We start from the raw sequence: 19,956 nt of genomic DNA, 5'->3' as shown, positions 1-19,956 counted from the left end.
TAAAATCAGCACTGTCGTTAAAACAATCTTCTTCATATCGTTAGCTTGTTCACTTTTACGAGTGCAAAATTAGGACATAGATGTTACAATCATGTAAAAGAAATATTTCATCGCCATGAAAAAGAAAAGCGAGATAGCTACATCTATCTCGCTTAAAAAAGAAGCAATATCGTCCAACGATATTTACTGCGGATCCACGTCATAGTACACTTGCAGGGCGGCATAACGCTTGTCCTGCAACAGTTGTTGCTGCACGGTACGCAAGTAAAGGCGCACCGCCTTTGGGTCGATACCGTTCTCCAACTTGATGACAATCTTGCGGATGTGCAGGTTTTTAACGCGTGCTATCGATGGTTTGTCAGGACCTAAAATACGCTCACCCAACCCTTGTCTGAGCCTGCTTCCCAATTCTACTGCCGCTGTTTCTACCACTTGTTCGTAACGATGCCTCAAATAAACATACACCAAGCGATAAAAAGGAGGATAGGAAAACATCTTACGTTCGTCTAACAGTGCCTTAAAAAAACCTTCGTAATCATTCTCAACCACCTGCCTTATCACAGGCAAGTCTTTATTTTTGGTTTGCAGCAACACCTTACCACGTGCGCCTTTCCTGCCTGCCCTACCGCTTACCTGCGCCATCATCATGAAGGCATGCTCGTAAGCGCGAAAGTCGGGATAGTTCAGCATGGTATCCGCATTCAGTATTCCCACCACACTAACACGATCGAAATCCAAGCCTTTGCTCACCATTTGCGTACCAATGAGCAAATTTGTGCGTCCACAAGAAAAGTCGTCAATCAATCGTTCGTACGCATTACGTGTGCGGGTGGTGTCTAAGTCCATACGGGCAACACGAGCTTCAGGAAACAGTTGCCTTACATACTCTTCCACCTTTTCGGTTCCATAGCCTCTGCCACGCAAATCGGTTGCGCCACATGCAGGACATACCGTAGGAACCTGATAAGTATAACCGCAGTAATGACAAGTCAATAAGTTCATACGCTTGTGCATGGTGAGCGACACATCACAATTGGTACACTTAGGAACCCAACCACAAGTGCGGCACTCTATCATGGGTGCAAAGCCACGTCGGTTTTGAAACAATATCACCTGTTGGTTGTTTTGCAAAGCTTCGTTAATAGCAGCAATGAGTGTGGGCGAAAATGGTCCCGTCATCATCTTGCGTCGCTGCAAGTCTTTCGTGTCAATGACTTGTATTTCGGGTAATTCTATTCCTTGATAACGAGTGGTCAAACTTACCAAACCATATTTGCCCTGTGTCGCATTATAATAGCTTTCTGCCGAAGGTGTAGCCGTCCCCAATAAAGTCTTGGCACCATACATTTGAGCCAACATGATAGCTACCGACCGTGCATGATAGCGTGGCGAAGGGTCTTGTTGCTTGAAAGAGGTTTCGTGTTCTTCATCGATAATCACTAATCCAAGCTGCTGAAAGGGCAAGAATACGGCACTACGTGCACCCAATATTACCTCATAAGGATGAGATGAAAGCTGTTTCTTCCATATTTCAACTCGTTCGGCATCACTATATTTAGAATGATAGATACCCAATTTGTTGCCAAACACGTGTCTTAGTCTACTGGTAATTTGCACTGTGAGAGCAATTTCTGGTAGCAAATACAACACCTGCTTTTTCTCATCGAGTGCCTTTTTAATAAGGTGTATATAAATTTCTGTTTTACCACTCGAGGTTACTCCATGCAATAAAACGACATTCTTTTTAAGGAACTGAAAAACAATTTGGTTATAAGCATCTTGCTGCGCTTGGTTCAGACGCTTGATATTTTCTACATGTTCTTCGCCCGCATCGCCGATTCGTCCTACCTCTCGCTCGTAAGTGAACAAGATTTTACGCTCTACCAACCGCTTAATCACCGCATACGAACAGCGTGCCACATTCATTAATTCCTCACGAGTAATGTCCACGACAGGCTCGCTCATTACGGTTCCTTGTAAAGTCTCCCAATGCGAAATGCGCAAAAAGTGCGTCAACACCTCTTGTTGGTTTTGCGCTCGATTCAATAAGTCGAAAGCTACACTCAACGCTTGCTCCGAACGATAAGGCGGACACAAGTCGATATACGTCTCCATGCGAGGCTTATAATTCTCTTCTACCTTCAAACCTGCGGGTAATGCTGCATTATAGACATCCCCAAGGGGTGCCATATAGTAAGCCGATAGCCATTTCCACAGTTGGTATTGCTGCGTTAAGAGCATCGGTTGGTCGTCAATAACATCAATAATCGCCTTCACCTTAAAATCAGGCACATTGTCATGTACGTGAACAACGATAGCCGTATGCACCTTTGAGGTGCCGAACGTTACGGCAACACGTACCCCAAACCGCACCCTATCCCTTAAGTTTTCGGGTACAGCATAAGTAAAAGAGCCTTCTAATGGCAACGGAACGATAACATCTACATATTTCATGAGCCGACCACAAAGTTAAGAGAAAGTAAGGAATACCCCAAGAAACAAACACAGATATTTCTTCCAACGAAATTGTACCTTACAGATTCGTGTACCAAAGCGAGCCTAAAATATAGTTAGTAACAGTCACTTTAGGCATGAGGTAAGTGTGAGGAGTGGTATTGATACAAGCGATAACTACCTTAAGAAATTATCATAATAATCCGTTCGAGAATGCAAAAGAACCCTGTATCTTTGCTTTGGATATCAGTTATTTACAGGACTGGTAATTATTTACAGCGTTGAAACAACACTACTGTTACAGTCTCAGAAAACCACAGTTAAAATTAAAAAATAAAAAAGATGATGACCATTTATTGTATTGCAGCCGAGATTATCGTGTGTACCTTATTATGTGTTGGAATTGTGAAATGGAACGATCGCCATTAGTCGTCCCTATTGCAACACATCTTTTAAGGTAAAGTTTGTCAAGATGCTGGTAGACTGACACAGCATCTTGATAAACTCTTGCGCAGAATGCTTCATATAAGCATCCTTCAAGAAGTGTATGCACCCTTCCATTTGATTGTCTGGCGTATCCAGAGGAAGCGCTTTCAATCCTTCCTCATGTACTACCGTGGACTCTGCCAAGATAGAAATATAATTGGAACGATGCAACAGCTGGAATATCAAGTCGATAGTATTCACTTCAACCTTAACTTTTAACTCTAAATCTTGATGACTTATCAGTCGCTCAAAGGCATGGCGAGCCAAGAGGCCACGTGCAGGCAACACCAGTCCAAAGCGTTCCAATTCCTTTAAGTGGATACGCTGCTGATTTGCCAAGGGATGATTTTGGTTAACGATGGCTGCCAGACGGTTAGTAAAGATAATGCGACTATCAATTTCTTTGTCTGACTGAAGCGGTAAAAAGGCTAAAACAAAATCTACCTTCCTGCTCTTTAACATCTCCAAGAGTTCGTCCATCGAATGATAAAAGATATTGAGCTTCACACCGGGATAGTCTTTCATAAAATCTACCATCGTATCCATCATGATAGTACTAAACGAGTAAGTCACACCGATGTTCAACTCACCCGTTACCATTTGCTTTAAGTCTTCTATGTGGGCGATGCAAGAATCGGTGGCAACAACGGCTTTCATGGCATAAGGTAACAGTTCTTTGCCGGGTTCTGTGAGATAAACCTCATGACTATTTCGCTCAAACAGTGGCAAACCAATCTCCTGTTCCAGATGACTGATTTGCTGAGAAAGCGTACTCTGCGTTATAAATAACCGCCGACTTGCTTCAGAAAAATTGAGCGTTTCGGCTACTTTGAGAAAGTATTTCAACTGTCTAATTTCCATATCATCTTTTTACCATGAATGTAAAGGTATGTCTTGATTTACAATCCATGCCCACACACTTAATCAAACTATTGTATCTTGACATCAATATTCTCAATGTCCATGTGTTTGCGTTGTATCAATAAACGATATAATTTTATTTTTCGTCGACTATACAGCATACTATGTACAAAGATGTTCGGAATAGCCACCCCAATGGCAATAACCAAAATAACCAGAGAAGCAAGCATGAAGTTGTGCATGCCTACCGTCACTTCGCCCACTACTCCTTGCATATCTACAAAAGCGAACACTGCTCTGTACATTAAAACTCCTGGTACCATAGGGATAACACTGGGTATGGACAGGCATTGATGAGGCGTATGAAACCAGTGCATTGCCATGGTACATATCAAACTAATTAACGTTGAGCCTGCCAACGAGCCTATTATAAGCCCTTGATCCAATCCTATATTACCCGTACTGGGACCCAAGTTGACAAAATTACGATTGCACACTGCGATAATACCTCCTATGGCTATCATCGGCAAAAGGCGTTTGGGGGTATTAAATATGGTAGAGAATCCCATGGCAGAAATAGCAGCCGCAATAGCAAACTCCCAATAAGTGTGGTGAGGCGTCATTGACAAATCGCGCACAAAGTTATCAATTCCGCAAACCTTAATAGCAAAACCGATACCAAAGACCATGGCTACAATCATGAGAAAAACGTTAAGTGCACGGATTAACCCTGTCTGTATGTGTCCACCAAGCATGTCGCTCACGAAATTGATGAGCGGAACACCTGGCACAATGAACAAAGCACACGCCAACAATGGATGCCAAGGAGTGTTGGTAAGCATGAACGATGGTAACAAAGAGGCTATGCTTGCATTTAGCGAAAGGAACGAACTGAGCCATGCCACAATCGTGGAAATGAATGCACCCACGCAAATACAAATGTATGTGTTGGCACCCTTCGCTCCCAAAAACATACGCAATCGGAAACCAAGGATAGCCGCCAATGATGCATAAAAGAAGGCCGGCCAATCACAACCAAACTGTATACAGAAACCACCACACGCAAAGCCTGCGGCAGTGGCTACCTGCCAAGGCGTGTAATAGCGTGGTCTCTTCTTGATTTCATCTAATTTTTCCTGATACTCATCTAAGCTGTAATTATACCGAATAGCATCCCATGTAAGGTGACTTACTCGAGTAATTCCAGCCATATCAATGGCATGGCGATCGCATCTGCGAAATCTTGTATAGGAAGTACTTTCATCACTGTAGTTCACCAAAATGACATTATAGTTGATATACACGTGAAGAAACTGGCTGTCCAGTCCCAAATATGCCTCTACACGCTTCATATCTCGAACTATCAAAGTGGTGTCAGCAGAACAATCCATCAAGTAGCACCCTACTTGTAACAGTAAATCCAGTTTACGATGCACCAGCTGTGCATCTGTCGTTATTTGTTTATTCTTAGTCATCTATCAAGAAACTTTATCCAAACACAAAAATCATCATCTGTATTGTCAGAATTCTTAGGAACATGGCAAACGGATATACGGTGGAATAACCTACCGACGGAGAATCGCTCTGCGTCATATCATTGACATAAGCCAATGCAGGAGGATTGGTATGGGCACCCGCCAGCACTCCCACCAGCGTGAAGTAATTAATGTGGAATACATATCTGCCTATGATTCCCCCGAAGAGGATGGGCAACATTGTTATCAACAAACCGTATAAAATCCATTGCATACCCGACTGCGATACAATGGTTTGGACGAAGTCCTCGCCTGTTCCAAGTCCCACACAAGCCAAAAATATACACAATCCGAAGCGGCGCAACATGAGGTTGGCACTGATAGTATTGTAAGTCACCAAATTGTATTTAGGACCAAAATAACCAATCAAAATAGCCACAATGAGAGGACCACCCGTCAAACCTAAGCGTAGATTTGCCGAAATACCCGGTATAAAGAAAGGTACATTTGCCAAGATACATCCTAAAACGATACCCAAGAAGATAGGAATTAAGTTAGGATTGTTCAGACGCTTCATAGAGTTGCCCAACACTTGTTCTACATGACTAATGGAAAGTTCATTGCCCACCACCGTCAATTTGTCACCCATTTGCAGTTTCAATTGTCCTGTTGCCACCAAGTCAACACCCGAACGATTGACACGTGTCACGTTCACACCAAAGGTATTTGGTATCTTCATCTGCTCCAAAGTCTTGCCGTTGACCGATGATTTAGTGATTAAGATGCGACGAGATACCATTTGTTTCCCAAACTTCTTCCAGTCTATTTCCTCTTTTGCGCCCAACAAAGCACAAATTGGTTCTTCATCTTTCGGTCGACTGACGATGAGTAGGCTATCTCCGAGCTGAATCATTGTCTTTGCACTGACGATATTTTGATGCATCTGAGTCCCCTCTCGATAAATACGAGAAACCATAAAATTGCGTTTCAACAGCTCTCTGAGGTGCTTTACCGTCACCCCCTGCATCATCTCGTTGCTCACTTTCACCGCAAAAGTATTAAGTGTCACCTCTTCTAAGTGTCCCACACCGACCAAAGCGGCAGCCTCTTCTTTTTTCACATTAATCCGAAGCACCCACTTCAAAATAATGAACGAAATGATAACTCCCAACACACCCATGGGATAGGTCACAGCATAACCGCTGGCAATGGTAGGAGCATCGATGTGACGCAGGTCACTGTAAGCCTGTTGTGCAGTACCCAACCCAGGCGTATTCGTTACAGCACCCGACAAAATTCCGGCGATAGTGGTAATCGGTGTATCCGATATGTAATAAATGGAAATGGCGATAACCAAGCTCATGGCTATCACTATTGTCACCAACCCAATGAGCGTATTGCTGCCTCGTCTGAAAGAAGAAAAGAAACCAGGTCCCACTTCAAGTCCGATAGAATAGACAAACAATATCAAGCCAAATTCTTTGAGAAAGTGAAGTAAATGTTCGTCCAAATTAAACTGAAAATGCCCGAACAGCAAACCCGCAAACAATATCCAAGCCAAGCCAAGCGACACCCCGTGAACCTTCAGCTTACCTAATGATAAACCAATCGTGATAACCAACGATAATATCATCACCGAATGGGCAACTCCTCCGCCCCAGAGTTCAGGAAATCCCCTGAAAAGATTCTCTATTACCTCCATTGCATATATTATAGTATTCGCTTACAAAGGTATCGAAATTAATAAACGCCACCAAATGGCAGCCATAAATTTTAACGATGTTCGTTATCATACTTTTCAATACTAACCTTTCGGCGTAAAGACATCTACTGTTTTTGTCCAATCATTTTACCAAAAAACGACCATCTAAAATCTTCAAAATAGAAAAAATCAATAGGCAAACGACATGCAAAAATGCCTTGATTTGAACAAAATAAGCGCATTTTCAAGCTGAAACATTGAGTTTACGCTCTTGGAAACATGTATTAAAGGTGTTATTCACATACAGTAGCAGCATTAAAGTATGCAAATAGCAGGCTTATCTCAATGCTTCAATCGCCAAAAGGTGGTAAAAACACGAATGAAAAGAGACGACATAAGTATAACACATTCAATAACAACAAGTTAAGAAAGTCGCTCAAAATTCGCGTATTTGCGACCAACTTTGCCATTGGTTGTTTTTACGCGAGTTATGAGAGGCACTTTGTAAAGAAAATTCAGCATTAATTATCCTTCAATCCTGCGTGTTGCCAATCTTACTATATGCTGTTTTATGGATGCTTTTCTTTATAAAAACATCAGTCTAAAATGATAGAGTTGTGGCTGATTCTTATCATAAGAAAACCGTTGCTTGTCTCTCTATCTCACGGAAGATGAACAAATGTGGCATGATAAATATTCGATACGAAAGGAGCAGCGGAAAAGAGGAATACATTGATAAATATGTTAAAATCGAAGAAAAAGCTATAATTATGGTTATTATTTGTATTATTATGGCTAAGAATTGATTGTATTTACAGATTTATTAATAACTTTGTAATGATTACAAACGAAATAAGTCGTTTGTTCATTACATTACATAATCATAAAATAAAAACAATAAAAATGGAAACAATTATCAACGCACAAGTACCTGAGTTTAAGGTTCAGGCATTCCAAAAAGGAGAGTTTAAGACAGTTTCAAACGAAGATATCAAGGGCAAATGGGCAATCTTCTTCTTCTACCCAGCCGACTTTACCTTTGTATGTCCTACAGAGTTGGTTGACTTGGCAGGCAAGTACGAAGAATTAAAGAAGATGGGCGTAGAGGTGTTCTCTGTTAGTTGCGATACCCACTTTGTACACAAAGCATGGTACGACACATCTGACAGCATCAAGAAGATTAACTACACCATGCTTGCCGACCCATTGGCAGTATTGGCAAAGGGCTTTGGCGTGTACAAAGAGGATGAAGGTGTAGCTTATCGCGGTACTTTCTTGGTAGATCCAGAGGGCAAGATTAAGATTGCAGAGATTCAAGACAACAGCATTGGTCGCAACGCAGACGAGTTGGTACGTAAGGTATCAGCAGCACAGTTCGTAGAATCTCACCCCGGTGAAGTTTGTCCAGCGAAGTGGAAGCAGGGTGAAGAGACACTGAAACCAAGTATCGACTTGGTAGGAAAACTATAAAAAGACACAAGAACCAAACTTGACTGGTAGCTGAAAGAAAATACCTACGAACCAAGTATCGTTGTTGTTTTCTCCAGCTACCTTTTTTATTCCTTTTGTATTTCCGCAAGAAACGCAAAGAAAAACAAACTACCCTCACATAATAAGTTATAGCACAATGTTAGATACAACCATCCTACAACAGGTTAAAGATGTCTTCAAAGACTTAACCCACCAATATACTTTCAAAGTAACGGCGCATCCGCAACATGAAAAAGCCGCAGAACTAAAAGAATTTATCAACGACTTTGTTTCCACATCCCAGCTTTTTAAGGCACAATTTGCGGAGACCGATGACATGACTATTCAGTTCTCTCTGCTGAAAGACAATGAAGAAACAGGCGTTATGTTTCGTGGCATACCCAACGGTCATGAGTTTACGTCGCTTCTTTTGGCTATCCTAAATGCCGATGGCAAGGGCAAGAACCTGCCCGATGATGCGATTTGCAAGCGCATCCAACGTCTCAAAGGAAACATCAAACTGCAAACATACGTCTCGTTAACCTGCACCAACTGTCCCGACATCGTACAGGCGTTGAACGTTATGGCGCTAATCAGTTCAAAAATTACGCACGAAATGGTAGATGGCGCCCTGTTTCAAGACGAGGTAGAGCGCTTGAATATTCAAGCTGTCCCAACGGTATATGCCAACGGGGAGTTATTGCACATTGGACGAGGCAGCTTGGGAGAGCTGTTGACCAAGTTAGAAGACATGATTGGTAGCGAAGAGGATGAGAACGAAGAACCTGTGGAACGCCATTACGATGTCGTAGTTGTGGGAGGTGGTCCTGCTGGAGCGTCGGCAGCTATTTATTCTGCACGCAAGGGTTTGCATGTAGCTATCATTGCAAATAATATCGGTGGACAGATGAAAGATACGGTTGGCATCGAAAACTTCATCTCTGTTCCCAAGACAACAGGAGCGAAGATGGCTGACAACCTCCTTACCCACCTCAAGGAATATTCTATTGATGTGTTTGACAACAGAAGGGTTGACAAGGCATTTTTCGACGAAGAACTAAAGAAGGTACACATAAAAGGCGGTGAAATATTTATCTCACCTGCGGTCATCATTGCCACAGGCGCAAGTTGGAGAAAGCTCAACGTACAAGATGAGGCAAAGTATATGGGGCATGGCGTACACTTTTGTCCCCACTGCGACGGTCCTTTCTATAAGAACAAGCATGTAGCAGTGGTCGGAGGAGGCAACTCTGGCGTAGAAGCAGCTATCGATTTGGCAGGCATCTGCAAACAGGTAACCTTGCTTGAATTTGGTGAGACCTTACGAGCTGACACCGTTTTACAAGACAAAGCAAAGAGCTTGGATAACGTGGAAATATTCACCATGGCACAAACTACGGCTATCGTGGGCGACGGACAAAAAGTAACAGCCATTCGTGTGAAGGACCGCAACAACGATGAAGAGCGAGACATATCGGTAGACGGCATCTTTGTACAGATAGGATTGGCTGCCAATGCCGACCCTTTCCGTGAGGCTCTTCCGTTAAATCAACGTCACGAGATAGAGGTGGACAACTATTGTAGGACGTCCGTATCTGGTGTTTATGCCGCTGGAGACGTGACCAACGTACCTTACAAACAAATCATGATTGCCATGGGTGAAGGTGCCAAAGCTGCCCTTTCAGCCTTTGACGACAGGATTAGGGGCGTAATACCACGTCTTCAAGAATAACGAACGTTATCTCTATTCATGCAAATTGACATGAATGCTATAGATGGAACATTGTGAACAAGATTGAAAAGAGCGATTGGTGGCATTGCACAACCCCAATCGCTCTTCTTGTTTCGTCATATATTTTATGGAAAGCTGCTCGGTTATGTCACAGAAAAATTATTTTGGAATGAACTTTCCATACCTATCTATATATCCCTCTTCATTGCCACGAATAGCCTCAAAATAAGGATATTCATCTCGCAAGGAAATATCATCGTACTCAAAAGGAGCGACGATAGTATCCTTCCCATCGGGAAGTATCAGTCCCATCTTGCCTCCTTTTTGCACAATTACAGGCATAGTCATGAGATCATCGACATAAACATAACACGTACGAACAAAATCGTATATGGGGTGAACCATGATTTCTCCCTGATAATTCTTGAGACCAAACTTGCCTTGTTCCTCAATTACCTCATGATACCGAATGTATTTACTCTTCACACGCTCCAAATAAAACGCCATTTTACGTTCATCATGCATCAATGTGAGCAAATAGCTGAATGTATCACAGTAATTAGCCATGGCACGTGCCACCACTATTTGCCAGTCTAATCCACTCAACACCTTGCGATTTAAGTCAATATAACGAGCAATGGCTTCTTCTTTTTGCGGAATAGTCAGCGTAGACAAATTTGCTTCAAACTTTTCCATCATGGTCTTTGAGCCAGACATTGCCTTGATATAGCGGTGAATCTGGCGTGACATCTCATCACAAACAAACTTATCTATTTGTCGCAACTCAATGCTGTCTACGTATTTATCTGATAAATTATCTTGTGTTTTATTTTCCATGGTTTGCTCTCCTTTCGGTCCAAAGATACTCAAAAAAATTAAATTGTACCACGAATGTCATATTATTTTGTTTTTTTTGAGCAGATAATCACTAACTTTGCAATCTATAAAAGTGAACATTTAACAGGTGTCATTCCGAAAAATAGTATATGTTCATTGAACGAAAACTCATATTATCAAAGTTATGAAGAAAATATTAATCAGTTGTGTTTTATGTTTATGTGCCTTAATCAGTCAGGCACAAGTAGAAAGACCCAAATTAGTTATCGGATTAGCAGTAGACCAAATGCGATGGGACTATCTGTATTATTATTACAATGAATTTGGAGAAGGCGGCTTCAAAAGACTTCTCAACGAAGGTTTCAGCTGTGAGAAAACGCTTATCAACTACACACCAACGGTCACAGCTATTGGACATACAAGCATTTATACAGGAAGTGTTCCCGCACTTCACGGTATTGCAGGCAACAATTTCAGACTGAATGGACAACCCGTGTATTGCTGTTTTGATAAAAATGTAAAGAGTGTGGGAAGCAATAACAGTACAGGACAGATGTCACCTTGCAATCTACTTGCCACAACGATAGGCGACCAGTTAAGGATTGCCACCAACTATCAATCAAAAGTGATTGGCATTGCATTAAAAGATCGCGCTGCGATACTTCCAGCAGGGCACGCTGCGAATGCTGCCTATTGGTGGGACAAGAAAGCTGGACACTTTGTTACAAGCTCGTTTTATATGGATAAGTTGCCTAAATGGATGACCAAATTCAACAAAGACAATCAGGCAGAACCAGGATTCGATATGCTTGCCGACACGAAAGGAATTACCATGACCTTTAAGATGGCAGAAGCTGCACTCCTGAATGAACAGCTTGGCAAGGGAAATACGACGGATATGTTATGCGTTAGTGTGTCCCCAACGGATATTATCAGTCATATTTATGGCACTCGACGCCCTGAAGTAAAGGCTGCTTATTTGCAATTAGACAAAGAATTGGCACAATTTCTAAAGACATTAGATGCACAAGTTGGTCGTGGTAACTATCTTCTTTTCTTATCTGCTGACCATGGTGGTGCTCACAACCCTAATGAGATGAAGGCTCAACGCATACCAGCAGGTGGATACGATGCACAAGCCACCATGGATAAGCTAAACGCTCATTTGCAACAAAAGTTTGGTGTAGACAGCTTATTTAATTGGTTTTACGCTTATTCCCTGCACATTAACCAAGAAGCTATAGTAAAAGCAAATCTTCAAATTGACAAAGTTAAGCAAGAAGCTGTCAACTTTTTAAGCAAAGATCCACAATTCGCATTTGTAGTAGATATGCAAAATTTGAATGCTACCACCTTGCCTTCCAAACTAAAAGAACAATTAGCAAACGGTTATCATCTTCATCGTAGCGGAGACATTCAAGTTGTTTGCAACCCGAACGTAGTGGCTGCTAAGGTAGATGAGAAGTACATTGGCACCACGCACAGCGCTTGGAATCCATACGATGCACACATTCCTCTCATCTTTATGGGCTGGAAAGTTGAACATGGACAAACAGCAAAGACTACACACATTATAGATATAGCACCTACAGTCTGCTCCATGCTGCACATACAAGAGCCGAATGCTTGCATTGGAGAGACGATTGAGGAAGTTGCCGACAATGATTAAAGCTTAGGAAAGGAAAACTTTGCGTTACATAGAACGCCACATTAGCACCATTATAGCAAAAGGCTTGATAAGGAAATCCTTGTCAAGCCTTTTGCTGTAAGTATTCATCTCTCCGCAAAATGAAGAGAGATTGAGACTAAAGGTAGGGTTAGTACCTGAAAGAACTACCACCTAAAAACTCCCGAATAAGACTTGTAGGAGGCAAATCTCTATGAGAAATCGGCTTGATGTACGCTAAGAACTTCCGCAATCTGTAAGCCTCTGCATATTCTTCGCAATTCTCTGGCACTTGTTCTAACAATGGGACAGCTTGCGACTTGATGACGGCAAGCTCGTAAAGCATGGCAGTATTAAACATGATGTCTGCATTTTCCTGATAAGGGAAAATCCATTTTGTCTCGCCAGCTCTTACACTTGGCCATCGTTTAATGGTCTCTTGCGCACTCACGCCACGATATTTATTATCCCGAATGATACGCCTCAACAATCGATTGTCTGTGGTTGGAATATAATTATGGTCATCCAAAAGAATCGTTGTCAATGCTGATATATATACTTTAAACTTCTGTTTGTCGGGAATTTGAGCCGTCAATTCAGGATTCAAAGCATGGATTCCCTCAACCACCAATACCTGCCGCTCTTCCAAACGCATTTTCTTCCCACTCTTTTCGCTTTTTCCTGTCAAGAAATTATATTTGGGTAATTCCACTTCGTCTCCACGGAAAAGCGCACTAAACTGCTGGTTGATGAGTTGAAGATCCAAAGCATAAAGGCTTTCATAATCAAAGTCTCCATTGCTGTCTAACGGTGTTCGATGACGATCTACAAAGTAGTCGTCAAGCGAAATCTGCACGGGACGGATGCCATTGGCTAACAATTGGATGCTCAATCGCTTGCAGAATGTTGTCTTCCCTGAAGAAGAGGGACCAGCGATGAGAACCATTCGGACATCTGGATGCATGGCAATGCTATCGGCTATCTGTGAGATTTTCTTTTCCTGAAGTGCCTCACTGATGTTTATCATATCGGTAGCATGCCCCTGTTGCACAGCTTCGTTAAAATCGCCGACGGTACTTACCCCTAATATGTGCTGTCTACGATGCTGCTCCAAGAATACTTCAAACATTTTATCCTGCCTTATCAATTCACCTAACTTCGCTGGATTTTCTTTAGAAGGAATACGCAGCAACAGTCCCTCGTAATATTTTTCCAGTCCAAAAAGATAAATGTCTCCCGTGTTCGGCAATAAGGAACCATAATAATAGTCCACATAATCATCAATCTGATGATATACTGTGTACAATGAACCGATGCTCCGCAACAATTTCACCTTAGCTTCATCCCCCTTGCTTTCAAACATCTTTATTGCCTCTTCTGTAGGAACTTGATAGCGCACTATAGGGATTTTTGCATCAATAATCTGTTGCATGCGCTCACGTATACGCACAGCATCCTCTTCACTCACCTCATGTCCTATCTTTAGGTTAATGTAATAGCCATTCGATACTGGGATATCAATCACCACTTCCGACCCTGCATATAAGTCGTGTACAGCCTTACAAAGTATAAAAAACAAAGTCCTCGTATAGTTACGTTGCGCAGAACTATTGTACATATCCAAAAACTCAACATCCTTGTTATGATATAGACATAAGTTCATCCCGCAAACTTTATTATTCACCTTTGCACAGATGGGTCCAAAGGGCATTTCTAATTTAAATTCATCAAAAACTTCAGAAAGTGTGCTTCCGATAGCTACGTCTTTAATTTTTTTATTATTTTTGCAACGTATATGCAGCATCTGTTTCATTTGGTCTACTGATTTAAGTTCGTGAAAGTTATACGATGTAAAGTTAATCATTTTTCTCGAAGTACAAAAATATATCGCATTACAATACAATTATGATGACAACGAGTGAGTACTTAGCTATTTTTTTTAAGATTATTGGTTCTCTATCCTTGCTGATTTATGGCATGAAAGTCATGAGTGAGGCATTACAAAAAATGGCGGGCGCACAGTTACGTCACATCTTAGGAGCCATGACCACCAATCGATTCACTGGAATGCTCACTGGAACATTCATTACCTGTGCCGTTCAGTCGTCTTCGGCTACCACGGTCATGACTGTTTCGTTTGTAAATGCAGGCTTGCTCACCTTGGCACAAGCTATATCAGTCATCATGGGTGCGAATATTGGTACCACGCTCACCGCATGGATTATGTCGTTGGGCTACTCCGTAGACTTGACAAGTTTTGTGTTTCCTGCCTTTTTGGTCGGCATTATCCTCATCTACAGCCGTAAGATGCGCTATATAGGTGATTTCCTCTTCGGACTTTCCTTCATGTTTTTCAGTCTTGTACTACTTAGTGTAGCAGGAAAAGAACTACAATTAGAGAACAATCCAGCAATCATCGATTTCTTCAAGTCATTTGATGTAGATTCCTATCTTACCGTTCTTTCCTTTTTATTGATTGGTACTGTTATTACTTGTTTAGTCCAATCTTCTGCTGCAGTCATGGCGATTACCATCTTATTATGCTCTACTGGCGTGCTACCGATTTATCTCGGAATAGCCTTGGTAATGGGCGAAAACATTGGTACTACAGCCACTGCCAACCTTGCAGCCTTAGGAGCAAACACACAAGCTCGGCGTACAGCCTTGGCACATTTGGTGTTTAATGTCATCGGAGTGATTTGGGTACTTTGTGTTTTCTATCCTTTTGTAAATGGCGTTTGTAGTCTTGTTCATTACGATCCCACCAATCATGTCCTGACACAAGAGCAATTAGCTGTGAAACTTCCTATTGTTTTGGCTGCTTTTCACACCTCTTTTAATGTGTTGAACACCTCTGTTCTCATTTGGTTCATTCCACAAATTGAGAAATTAGTATGTGCGATGATTAAACCAAGCAAAAAAGACGATGAAGAAGACTTCCGCTTACGCTTCATTCAGATGGGCATTATGAAGACTCCAGAGCTATCTGTTTTGGAAGCACACAAAGAGATTCAGTCCTTTGCCGAACGTATCCAACGCATGTTCAACATGGTTAGAGAGTTGTTAGGAATAGAGGATGAAAACAAATTTGCAAAGCTTTTTGACAGAATAGAAAAGTACGAAGGCATCAGTGACAACATGGAAATAGAGATTGCCAACTATTTAGATCAGATTGGTACGGCACATCTCAGCGATGACACCAAGTTGAAAATCCGTTCCATGCTGCGACAAATTACCGAGATAGAAAGCATTGGGGACAGTTGTTACAATATTGCTCGTTCATTGAAACGTAAACGTGCAGGTAAAGAAGAGTTCACGGAGAAGAAATATGAGCAGATGCATCAGATGTTTGAGTTGACAGATGACGCACTTACTCAAATGAATGTGTTGTTATCTGGGCGCAAATCTAACCTTGACGTCAATCGCTCTTTCAATATCGAAACCGAGATTAACAACTATCGCAATCAACTCAAAACAAAAAATATCACAGATATCAATAACCACCTATACACTTATGCTATTGGTACTATCTACATGGATATTATCCAAGAGTGCGAAAAACTCGGTGACTATGTAGTGAACGTGGTTGAAGCGCGCATGGGTATTCGCCAGCACAATGGGTAGTGGTTCAAGGCGCCTTAGCTGTCGAACACTCGTAAATGGCTGGTTCTATAAATTACCACCGCACATAGTCATCAAATGTTTATGAAATACGTTTTGTTATCTTTCGGCTTCTTTTTGGTTCAAAATGTAAGTTCGTTCAGTCGTGTAGCTCGCTACACTCCTTCACTCTCTTGCATTTTGACCTCAAAAATAAGCTCAAAATCTAACAAAGCTAATTTATAGAACCAGCCAAAAGCCAAAACTACGAGTTGAAAGTGAGACTTTAATCCTTGATTTCTCCCATCTCCGCCCATATTTTCAAAAAGCGTTGATGGTCTACTTTCTTTTCACAATTCACTTTCACACCAGCGTCTTCCAGCCATGCATAAGCCTCTTGACTCATCACATCGGCATAGACTTCCACCACGCCTCCTTCGGTCATGGCACGTGCAGCAGTTTTTCCTACTGCCTTCACAGCTATCTTAGATTTTAAGAGAGATTCGGGTGCATCGTTCAAAAGGTGGTAGAGCGTTCGAACGCCACGCCCCTTAAAAGTGCGAATATTCCCCTCGTGTAGCAACACCATGGAGCAATCCTCGGTGTGTAACATATCAATTAATTCACTCATCATAAGCATTCCTCCTCCTGTTGATTGAACTCTTGAGTCGTGTAATGAAGTTTCTTTACCCGCATCATTATGATGCCTATTGCAAATATACTAATTATTTTGGAGAACATCAAACTTTTCACCGTTATTTAAGGCTGGTTCTATAAATTACCACCGCACATAGTCATCAAATGTTTATGAAATACGTTTTGTTATCTTTTGGCTTCTTTTTGGTTCAAAATGTAAGTTCGTTCAGTCGTGTAGCTCGCTACACTCCTTCACTCTCTTGCATTTTGACCTCAAAAATAAGCTCAAAATCTAACAAAGCTAATTTATAGAACCAGCCAAAACAGACTGTTTTGGTAAGGAAAACAGTCTGTTTTGCGCTCCAAAATAGACTGTTTTACCGAACTCATGCGTATCTTTAAGCAGACGAGAGGATGCAACCAGATGGTACACCTCATAGTTTGTCCCACTTCCACTCGTCCACAAGAAGCGGCTAATCCAATATCCGAAGCAAGTCTTTCATCCCTTCGCTCGCCCCTTTTTGAATGTGTTCGAGGCGAGCAATACCACTGGTTCCGACATGATCGGGATCAATTAAATAAATTGGACAACCTGGTTTTGTATATCCCACCAATCCAGCAGCAGGATAAACATTAAGAGAGGTTCCTATAATCACAAAGATATCAGCCTGTTGAACATACTGTGCAGCTACAGAAATCATAGGTACACTCTCACCAAAGAAAACGATGAAAGGACGTAAAAGAGAACCGTCATCAGCTTTTGCACCGGGAGTAACCTCCGCATTATCTTTCGTGAGTTCACGAATGTAAGCCTCATTATAAGGTTCACGACTGGAGCAGACCTTTGTTAATTCACCATGTAGATGAACAACACGTGACGAACCAGCTCGTTCATGCAGATTGTCGACATTCTGCGTGATAACTGTTACATCATACTTCTCTTCCAACTGCTGTATTAGTCGATGCCCCTCGTTAGGCTGAGCATCATACAGTTTTTTACGAAGCATGTTATAAAAGTTAGTTACCAGCGTAGGATTGGCTTCCCAACCTTCATGAGATGCCACCTGCTCTACTGGATAATTCTCCCAGAGTCCATCACTACCTCGAAAGGTCTTAAACCCACTTTCCACTGACATTCCAGCGCCTGTCAAAAACACTATCTTTTTCATGATTATATTGTTGTCTATAAATTTATTTTCCTAAAAGTAGACATGATTGTGCCATTTCATCATCATAAAAGTAAACCGACCGAACACAAACAAGTTTACTTAGTTTGTTGAGGTGCAGTTTAATTTCTACAAAATTAATACAAACCGAACACAAACAAGTTTACTTAGTTTGTTGAGGTGCAGTTTAATTTCTACAAAAATAATACAAACCGAACACAAACAAGTTTACTTAGTTTGTTGAGGTGCAGTTTAATTTCTACAAAAATAGTATTTTTTTGATAAATAAATCCCGTCTATGATAGTTTTTTGTTATCTTTGTCCCTGTTTTAAAACTATACATACCAACTATAATTAATTGAATATGGACAAAGTAAGTTACGCTTTGGGGCTCGGTATCGGTCAACAGTTATCTGATATGGGTGCCAAGGGGCTTAATATAGACGATTTTTCACAAGCCATTAAGGATGTAATCGCAGGTACGAAACCACAAATTAGCAATGAGGAAGCACAATCCTTGGTACAAACTTTCTTCCAAGAACAAGAAACCAAGCAGCGTGCAGCTGCCGCAGAAAAAGGAAAAGTAGCTATGGCAGAAGGACAAAACTTCCTTAACGAAAATGCAAAAAAAGAGGGAGTGATTACTTTACCTTCAGGCTTACAATATCAAGTGCTTTCAGAAGGTACAGGTAAGAAACCTAAAGCAACCGACCAAGTGAAATGTCATTACGAAGGAATGTTGGTAGACGGAACTCTTTTTGACAGTAGCATTCAGCGTGGAGAGCCTGCTACATTTGGACTAAACCAAGTCATTGCAGGTTGGACAGAAGGCTTACAACTGATGAAAGAGGGTGCCAAATACCGCTTCTTCATTCCCTACCACTTAGGTTATGGCGAGCATGGTGCAGGCTCTTCTATTCCTCCTTTCGCAGCACTCATATTTGACGTAGAACTCATCGAAGTAATTTAATAAAACTATAAACAATGAAAAAACTGACTTTTGTAGCCGCTTTGGCTATTGCTGCTGCAACATTTACAGGTTGTGGCAATTCAACTCCTAAAGCAGATCTAAAGACCGATATTGACACCCTGAGCTATGCCATGGGTATGTCACAGACACAAGGTCTGAAAGACTTCTTGGTAGCTCGTATGAACATCGATACCACTTATATGGATCAGTTCATCAAAGGCTTAAACGAGGGTGCTAATGCAGGCGATGATAAAGCTCGCGCTGCTTATTATGCAGGTATCCAAATTGGACAACAGATTAGCAACCAGATGATTACTGGTATCAATCAAGAAGTATTTGGTAGTGACTCTACCAAGAGTATCTCTTTGAAAAACTTCATGGCTGGTTTCATTACAGGAACAACTGGCAAGAAAGGTTTGATGACCATTGAACAGGCAGGCGAGACAGCTCAAAAGAAGATGGTTGCCATTCGCAGCAAGATGATGGAAAAAGAATACGGCCCCAACAAGGCAGCTGGTGAGAAATTCCTTGCTGCAAACAAGAATAAGAAAGATGTAAAGACCTTACCAAGCGGTGTACAGTACAAGGTTATCAAAGCTGGTAACGGTGCAATGCCATCTGATACCTCTATGGTAAAGGTTCACTATGAAGGCAAAACTTTAGACGGTAATGTGTTTGACAGCTCATATAAGAGTGGAAACCCTGTGACCTTGCGTGCTAATCAGGTCATCAAAGGCTGGACAGATGCACTCGTTCACATGCCAGTAGGTTCTGTTTGGGAAGTGTATATCCCTCAAGACTTAGCTTACGGAGAGCGTGAACAAGGACAGATTAAGCCATTCTCTGTACTCATCTTTAAGATTGAATTACTAAGCATAGAAAAATAAGTTGCTGTTCGCAA

14 protein-coding genes are annotated in these 19,956 nt (G+C 41.6%); 6 read left to right on the top strand and 8 right to left on the bottom strand.

All coding sequences use genetic code 11. The annotated features are described in order from the left end of the window. Positions 1-183: 183 nt before the first annotated feature. The 4 genes from priA to BN35_RS05250 all read right to left on the bottom strand — a co-directional run bounded on the left by priA (position 184) and on the right by BN35_RS05250 (position 6,978). On the bottom strand, positions 184-2,454 hold the full coding sequence (gene priA, locus BN35_RS05265) for a replication restart helicase PriA (protein WP_028900867.1): 2,271 nt from the start codon (positions 2,452-2,454) through the stop codon (positions 184-186). A gap of 435 nt (positions 2,455-2,889) precedes the next feature. Continuing rightward, positions 2,890-3,801 carry a LysR family transcriptional regulator gene (locus BN35_RS05260; protein ID WP_025072990.1) on the bottom strand — a complete coding sequence of 304 codons (912 nt, stop codon included), beginning with the start codon at positions 3,799-3,801 and terminating at the stop codon, positions 2,890-2,892. A gap of 68 nt (positions 3,802-3,869) precedes the next feature. Beyond that, positions 3,870-5,276 (bottom strand): threonine/serine exporter family protein, encoded by a 1,407-nt coding sequence (locus BN35_RS05255; protein ID WP_025072991.1) that lies wholly within the window; start codon positions 5,274-5,276, stop codon positions 3,870-3,872. A gap of 13 nt (positions 5,277-5,289) precedes the next feature. After that, a complete protein-coding gene (locus tag BN35_RS05250; protein WP_025072992.1) occupies positions 5,290-6,978 on the bottom strand; it encodes a putative transporter in 1,689 nt (562 codons plus the stop codon). Between the two features lie 903 nt (positions 6,979-7,881). Between BN35_RS05250 and ahpC the strand changes: the two genes are divergently transcribed. Continuing rightward, entirely contained in the window at positions 7,882-8,448 is a 567-nt protein-coding gene (gene ahpC, locus BN35_RS05245) for an alkyl hydroperoxide reductase subunit C (RefSeq protein ID WP_008125072.1), read from the top strand. A 157-nt stretch (positions 8,449-8,605) separates the two neighbouring features. Next, a complete protein-coding gene (ahpF, locus tag BN35_RS05240; RefSeq protein WP_025072994.1) occupies positions 8,606-10,180 on the top strand; it encodes an alkyl hydroperoxide reductase subunit F in 1,575 nt (524 codons plus the stop codon). A gap of 159 nt (positions 10,181-10,339) precedes the next feature. On the opposite strand, the gene BN35_RS05235 is transcribed toward ahpF, so the two are convergent. Then, entirely contained in the window at positions 10,340-11,017 is a 678-nt protein-coding gene (locus tag BN35_RS05235; protein WP_025072995.1) for a hypothetical protein, read from the bottom strand. Positions 11,018-11,201: 184 nt separating this feature from the next. Here BN35_RS05235 and BN35_RS05230 point away from each other — a divergent pair, with 184 nt between their 5' ends. Next, positions 11,202-12,686, top strand: a complete 1,485-nt coding sequence (locus BN35_RS05230; protein ID WP_028900866.1) for an alkaline phosphatase family protein — start codon at positions 11,202-11,204, stop codon at positions 12,684-12,686. 148 nt (positions 12,687-12,834) lie between these two features. Here BN35_RS05230 and BN35_RS05225 read toward each other — a convergent pair whose 3' ends face one another. Continuing rightward, positions 12,835-14,496, bottom strand: coding sequence for a nucleoside kinase (locus BN35_RS05225; RefSeq protein WP_025072996.1), 1,662 nt, complete (start codon positions 14,494-14,496; stop codon positions 12,835-12,837). A 95-nt stretch (positions 14,497-14,591) separates the two neighbouring features. Between BN35_RS05225 and BN35_RS05220 the strand changes: the two genes are divergently transcribed. Beyond that, positions 14,592-16,307 carry a Na/Pi cotransporter family protein gene (locus tag BN35_RS05220; protein ID WP_044071276.1) on the top strand — a complete coding sequence of 572 codons (1,716 nt, stop codon included), beginning with the start codon at positions 14,592-14,594 and terminating at the stop codon, positions 16,305-16,307. Positions 16,308-16,569: 262 nt separating this feature from the next. On the opposite strand, the gene BN35_RS05215 is transcribed toward BN35_RS05220, so the two are convergent. Continuing rightward, positions 16,570-16,923 (bottom strand): DUF1893 domain-containing protein, encoded by a 354-nt coding sequence (locus BN35_RS05215; RefSeq protein ID WP_036893210.1) that lies wholly within the window; start codon positions 16,921-16,923, stop codon positions 16,570-16,572. 469 nt (positions 16,924-17,392) lie between these two features. Next, the gene (locus tag BN35_RS05210) at positions 17,393-18,088 is read right to left on the bottom strand and encodes an SIR2 family NAD-dependent protein deacylase (protein WP_025071747.1); all 696 of its coding nucleotides are present in this window, start codon (positions 18,086-18,088) and stop codon (positions 17,393-17,395) included. 361 nt (positions 18,089-18,449) lie between these two features. Between BN35_RS05210 and BN35_RS05205 the strand changes: the two genes are divergently transcribed. Continuing rightward, complete coding sequence (locus BN35_RS05205) at positions 18,450-19,055, top strand: FKBP-type peptidyl-prolyl cis-trans isomerase (RefSeq protein WP_008125090.1); 606 nt, start codon at positions 18,450-18,452, stop codon at positions 19,053-19,055. Positions 19,056-19,069: 14 nt separating this feature from the next. Next, positions 19,070-19,942 carry an FKBP-type peptidyl-prolyl cis-trans isomerase gene (locus BN35_RS05200; protein WP_025071748.1) on the top strand — a complete coding sequence of 291 codons (873 nt, stop codon included), beginning with the start codon at positions 19,070-19,072 and terminating at the stop codon, positions 19,940-19,942. Positions 19,943-19,956: the final 14 nt, after the last annotated feature.

It is taken from the genome of Hoylesella timonensis 4401737 = DSM 22865 = JCM 15640 (assembly GCF_000455445.1).
Classification (GTDB): Bacteria; Bacteroidota; Bacteroidia; order Bacteroidales; family Bacteroidaceae; genus Prevotella; species Prevotella timonensis.
This window is presented reverse-complemented; position numbering and strand designations above follow the sequence as displayed.

Bases quoted from the DNA above. Each gene is read 5' to 3' on its own strand.
- priA (WP_028900867.1), bottom strand. From the start codon at position 2,454: ATGAAATATGTAGATGTTATCGTTCCGTTGCCATTAGAAGGCTCTTTT.
- BN35_RS05260 (WP_025072990.1), bottom strand. From the start codon at position 3,801: ATGGAAATTAGACAGTTGAAATACTTTCTCAAAGTAGCCGAAACGCTC.
- BN35_RS05255 (WP_025072991.1), bottom strand. From the start codon at position 5,276: ATGACTAAGAATAAACAAATAACGACAGATGCACAGCTGGTGCATCGT.
- BN35_RS05250 (WP_025072992.1), bottom strand. From the start codon at position 6,978: ATGGAGGTAATAGAGAATCTTTTCAGGGGATTTCCTGAACTCTGGGGC.
- ahpC (WP_008125072.1), top strand. From the start codon at position 7,882: ATGGAAACAATTATCAACGCACAAGTACCTGAGTTTAAGGTTCAGGCA.
- ahpF (WP_025072994.1), top strand. From the start codon at position 8,606: ATGTTAGATACAACCATCCTACAACAGGTTAAAGATGTCTTCAAAGAC.
- BN35_RS05235 (WP_025072995.1), bottom strand. From the start codon at position 11,017: ATGGAAAATAAAACACAAGATAATTTATCAGATAAATACGTAGACAGC.
- BN35_RS05230 (WP_028900866.1), top strand. From the start codon at position 11,202: ATGAAGAAAATATTAATCAGTTGTGTTTTATGTTTATGTGCCTTAATC.
- BN35_RS05225 (WP_025072996.1), bottom strand. From the start codon at position 14,496: ATGAAACAGATGCTGCATATACGTTGCAAAAATAATAAAAAAATTAAA.
- BN35_RS05220 (WP_044071276.1), top strand. From the start codon at position 14,592: ATGACAACGAGTGAGTACTTAGCTATTTTTTTTAAGATTATTGGTTCT.
- BN35_RS05215 (WP_036893210.1), bottom strand. From the start codon at position 16,923: ATGCTTATGATGAGTGAATTAATTGATATGTTACACACCGAGGATTGC.
- BN35_RS05210 (WP_025071747.1), bottom strand. From the start codon at position 18,088: ATGAAAAAGATAGTGTTTTTGACAGGCGCTGGAATGTCAGTGGAAAGT.
- BN35_RS05205 (WP_008125090.1), top strand. From the start codon at position 18,450: ATGGACAAAGTAAGTTACGCTTTGGGGCTCGGTATCGGTCAACAGTTA.
- BN35_RS05200 (WP_025071748.1), top strand. From the start codon at position 19,070: ATGAAAAAACTGACTTTTGTAGCCGCTTTGGCTATTGCTGCTGCAACA.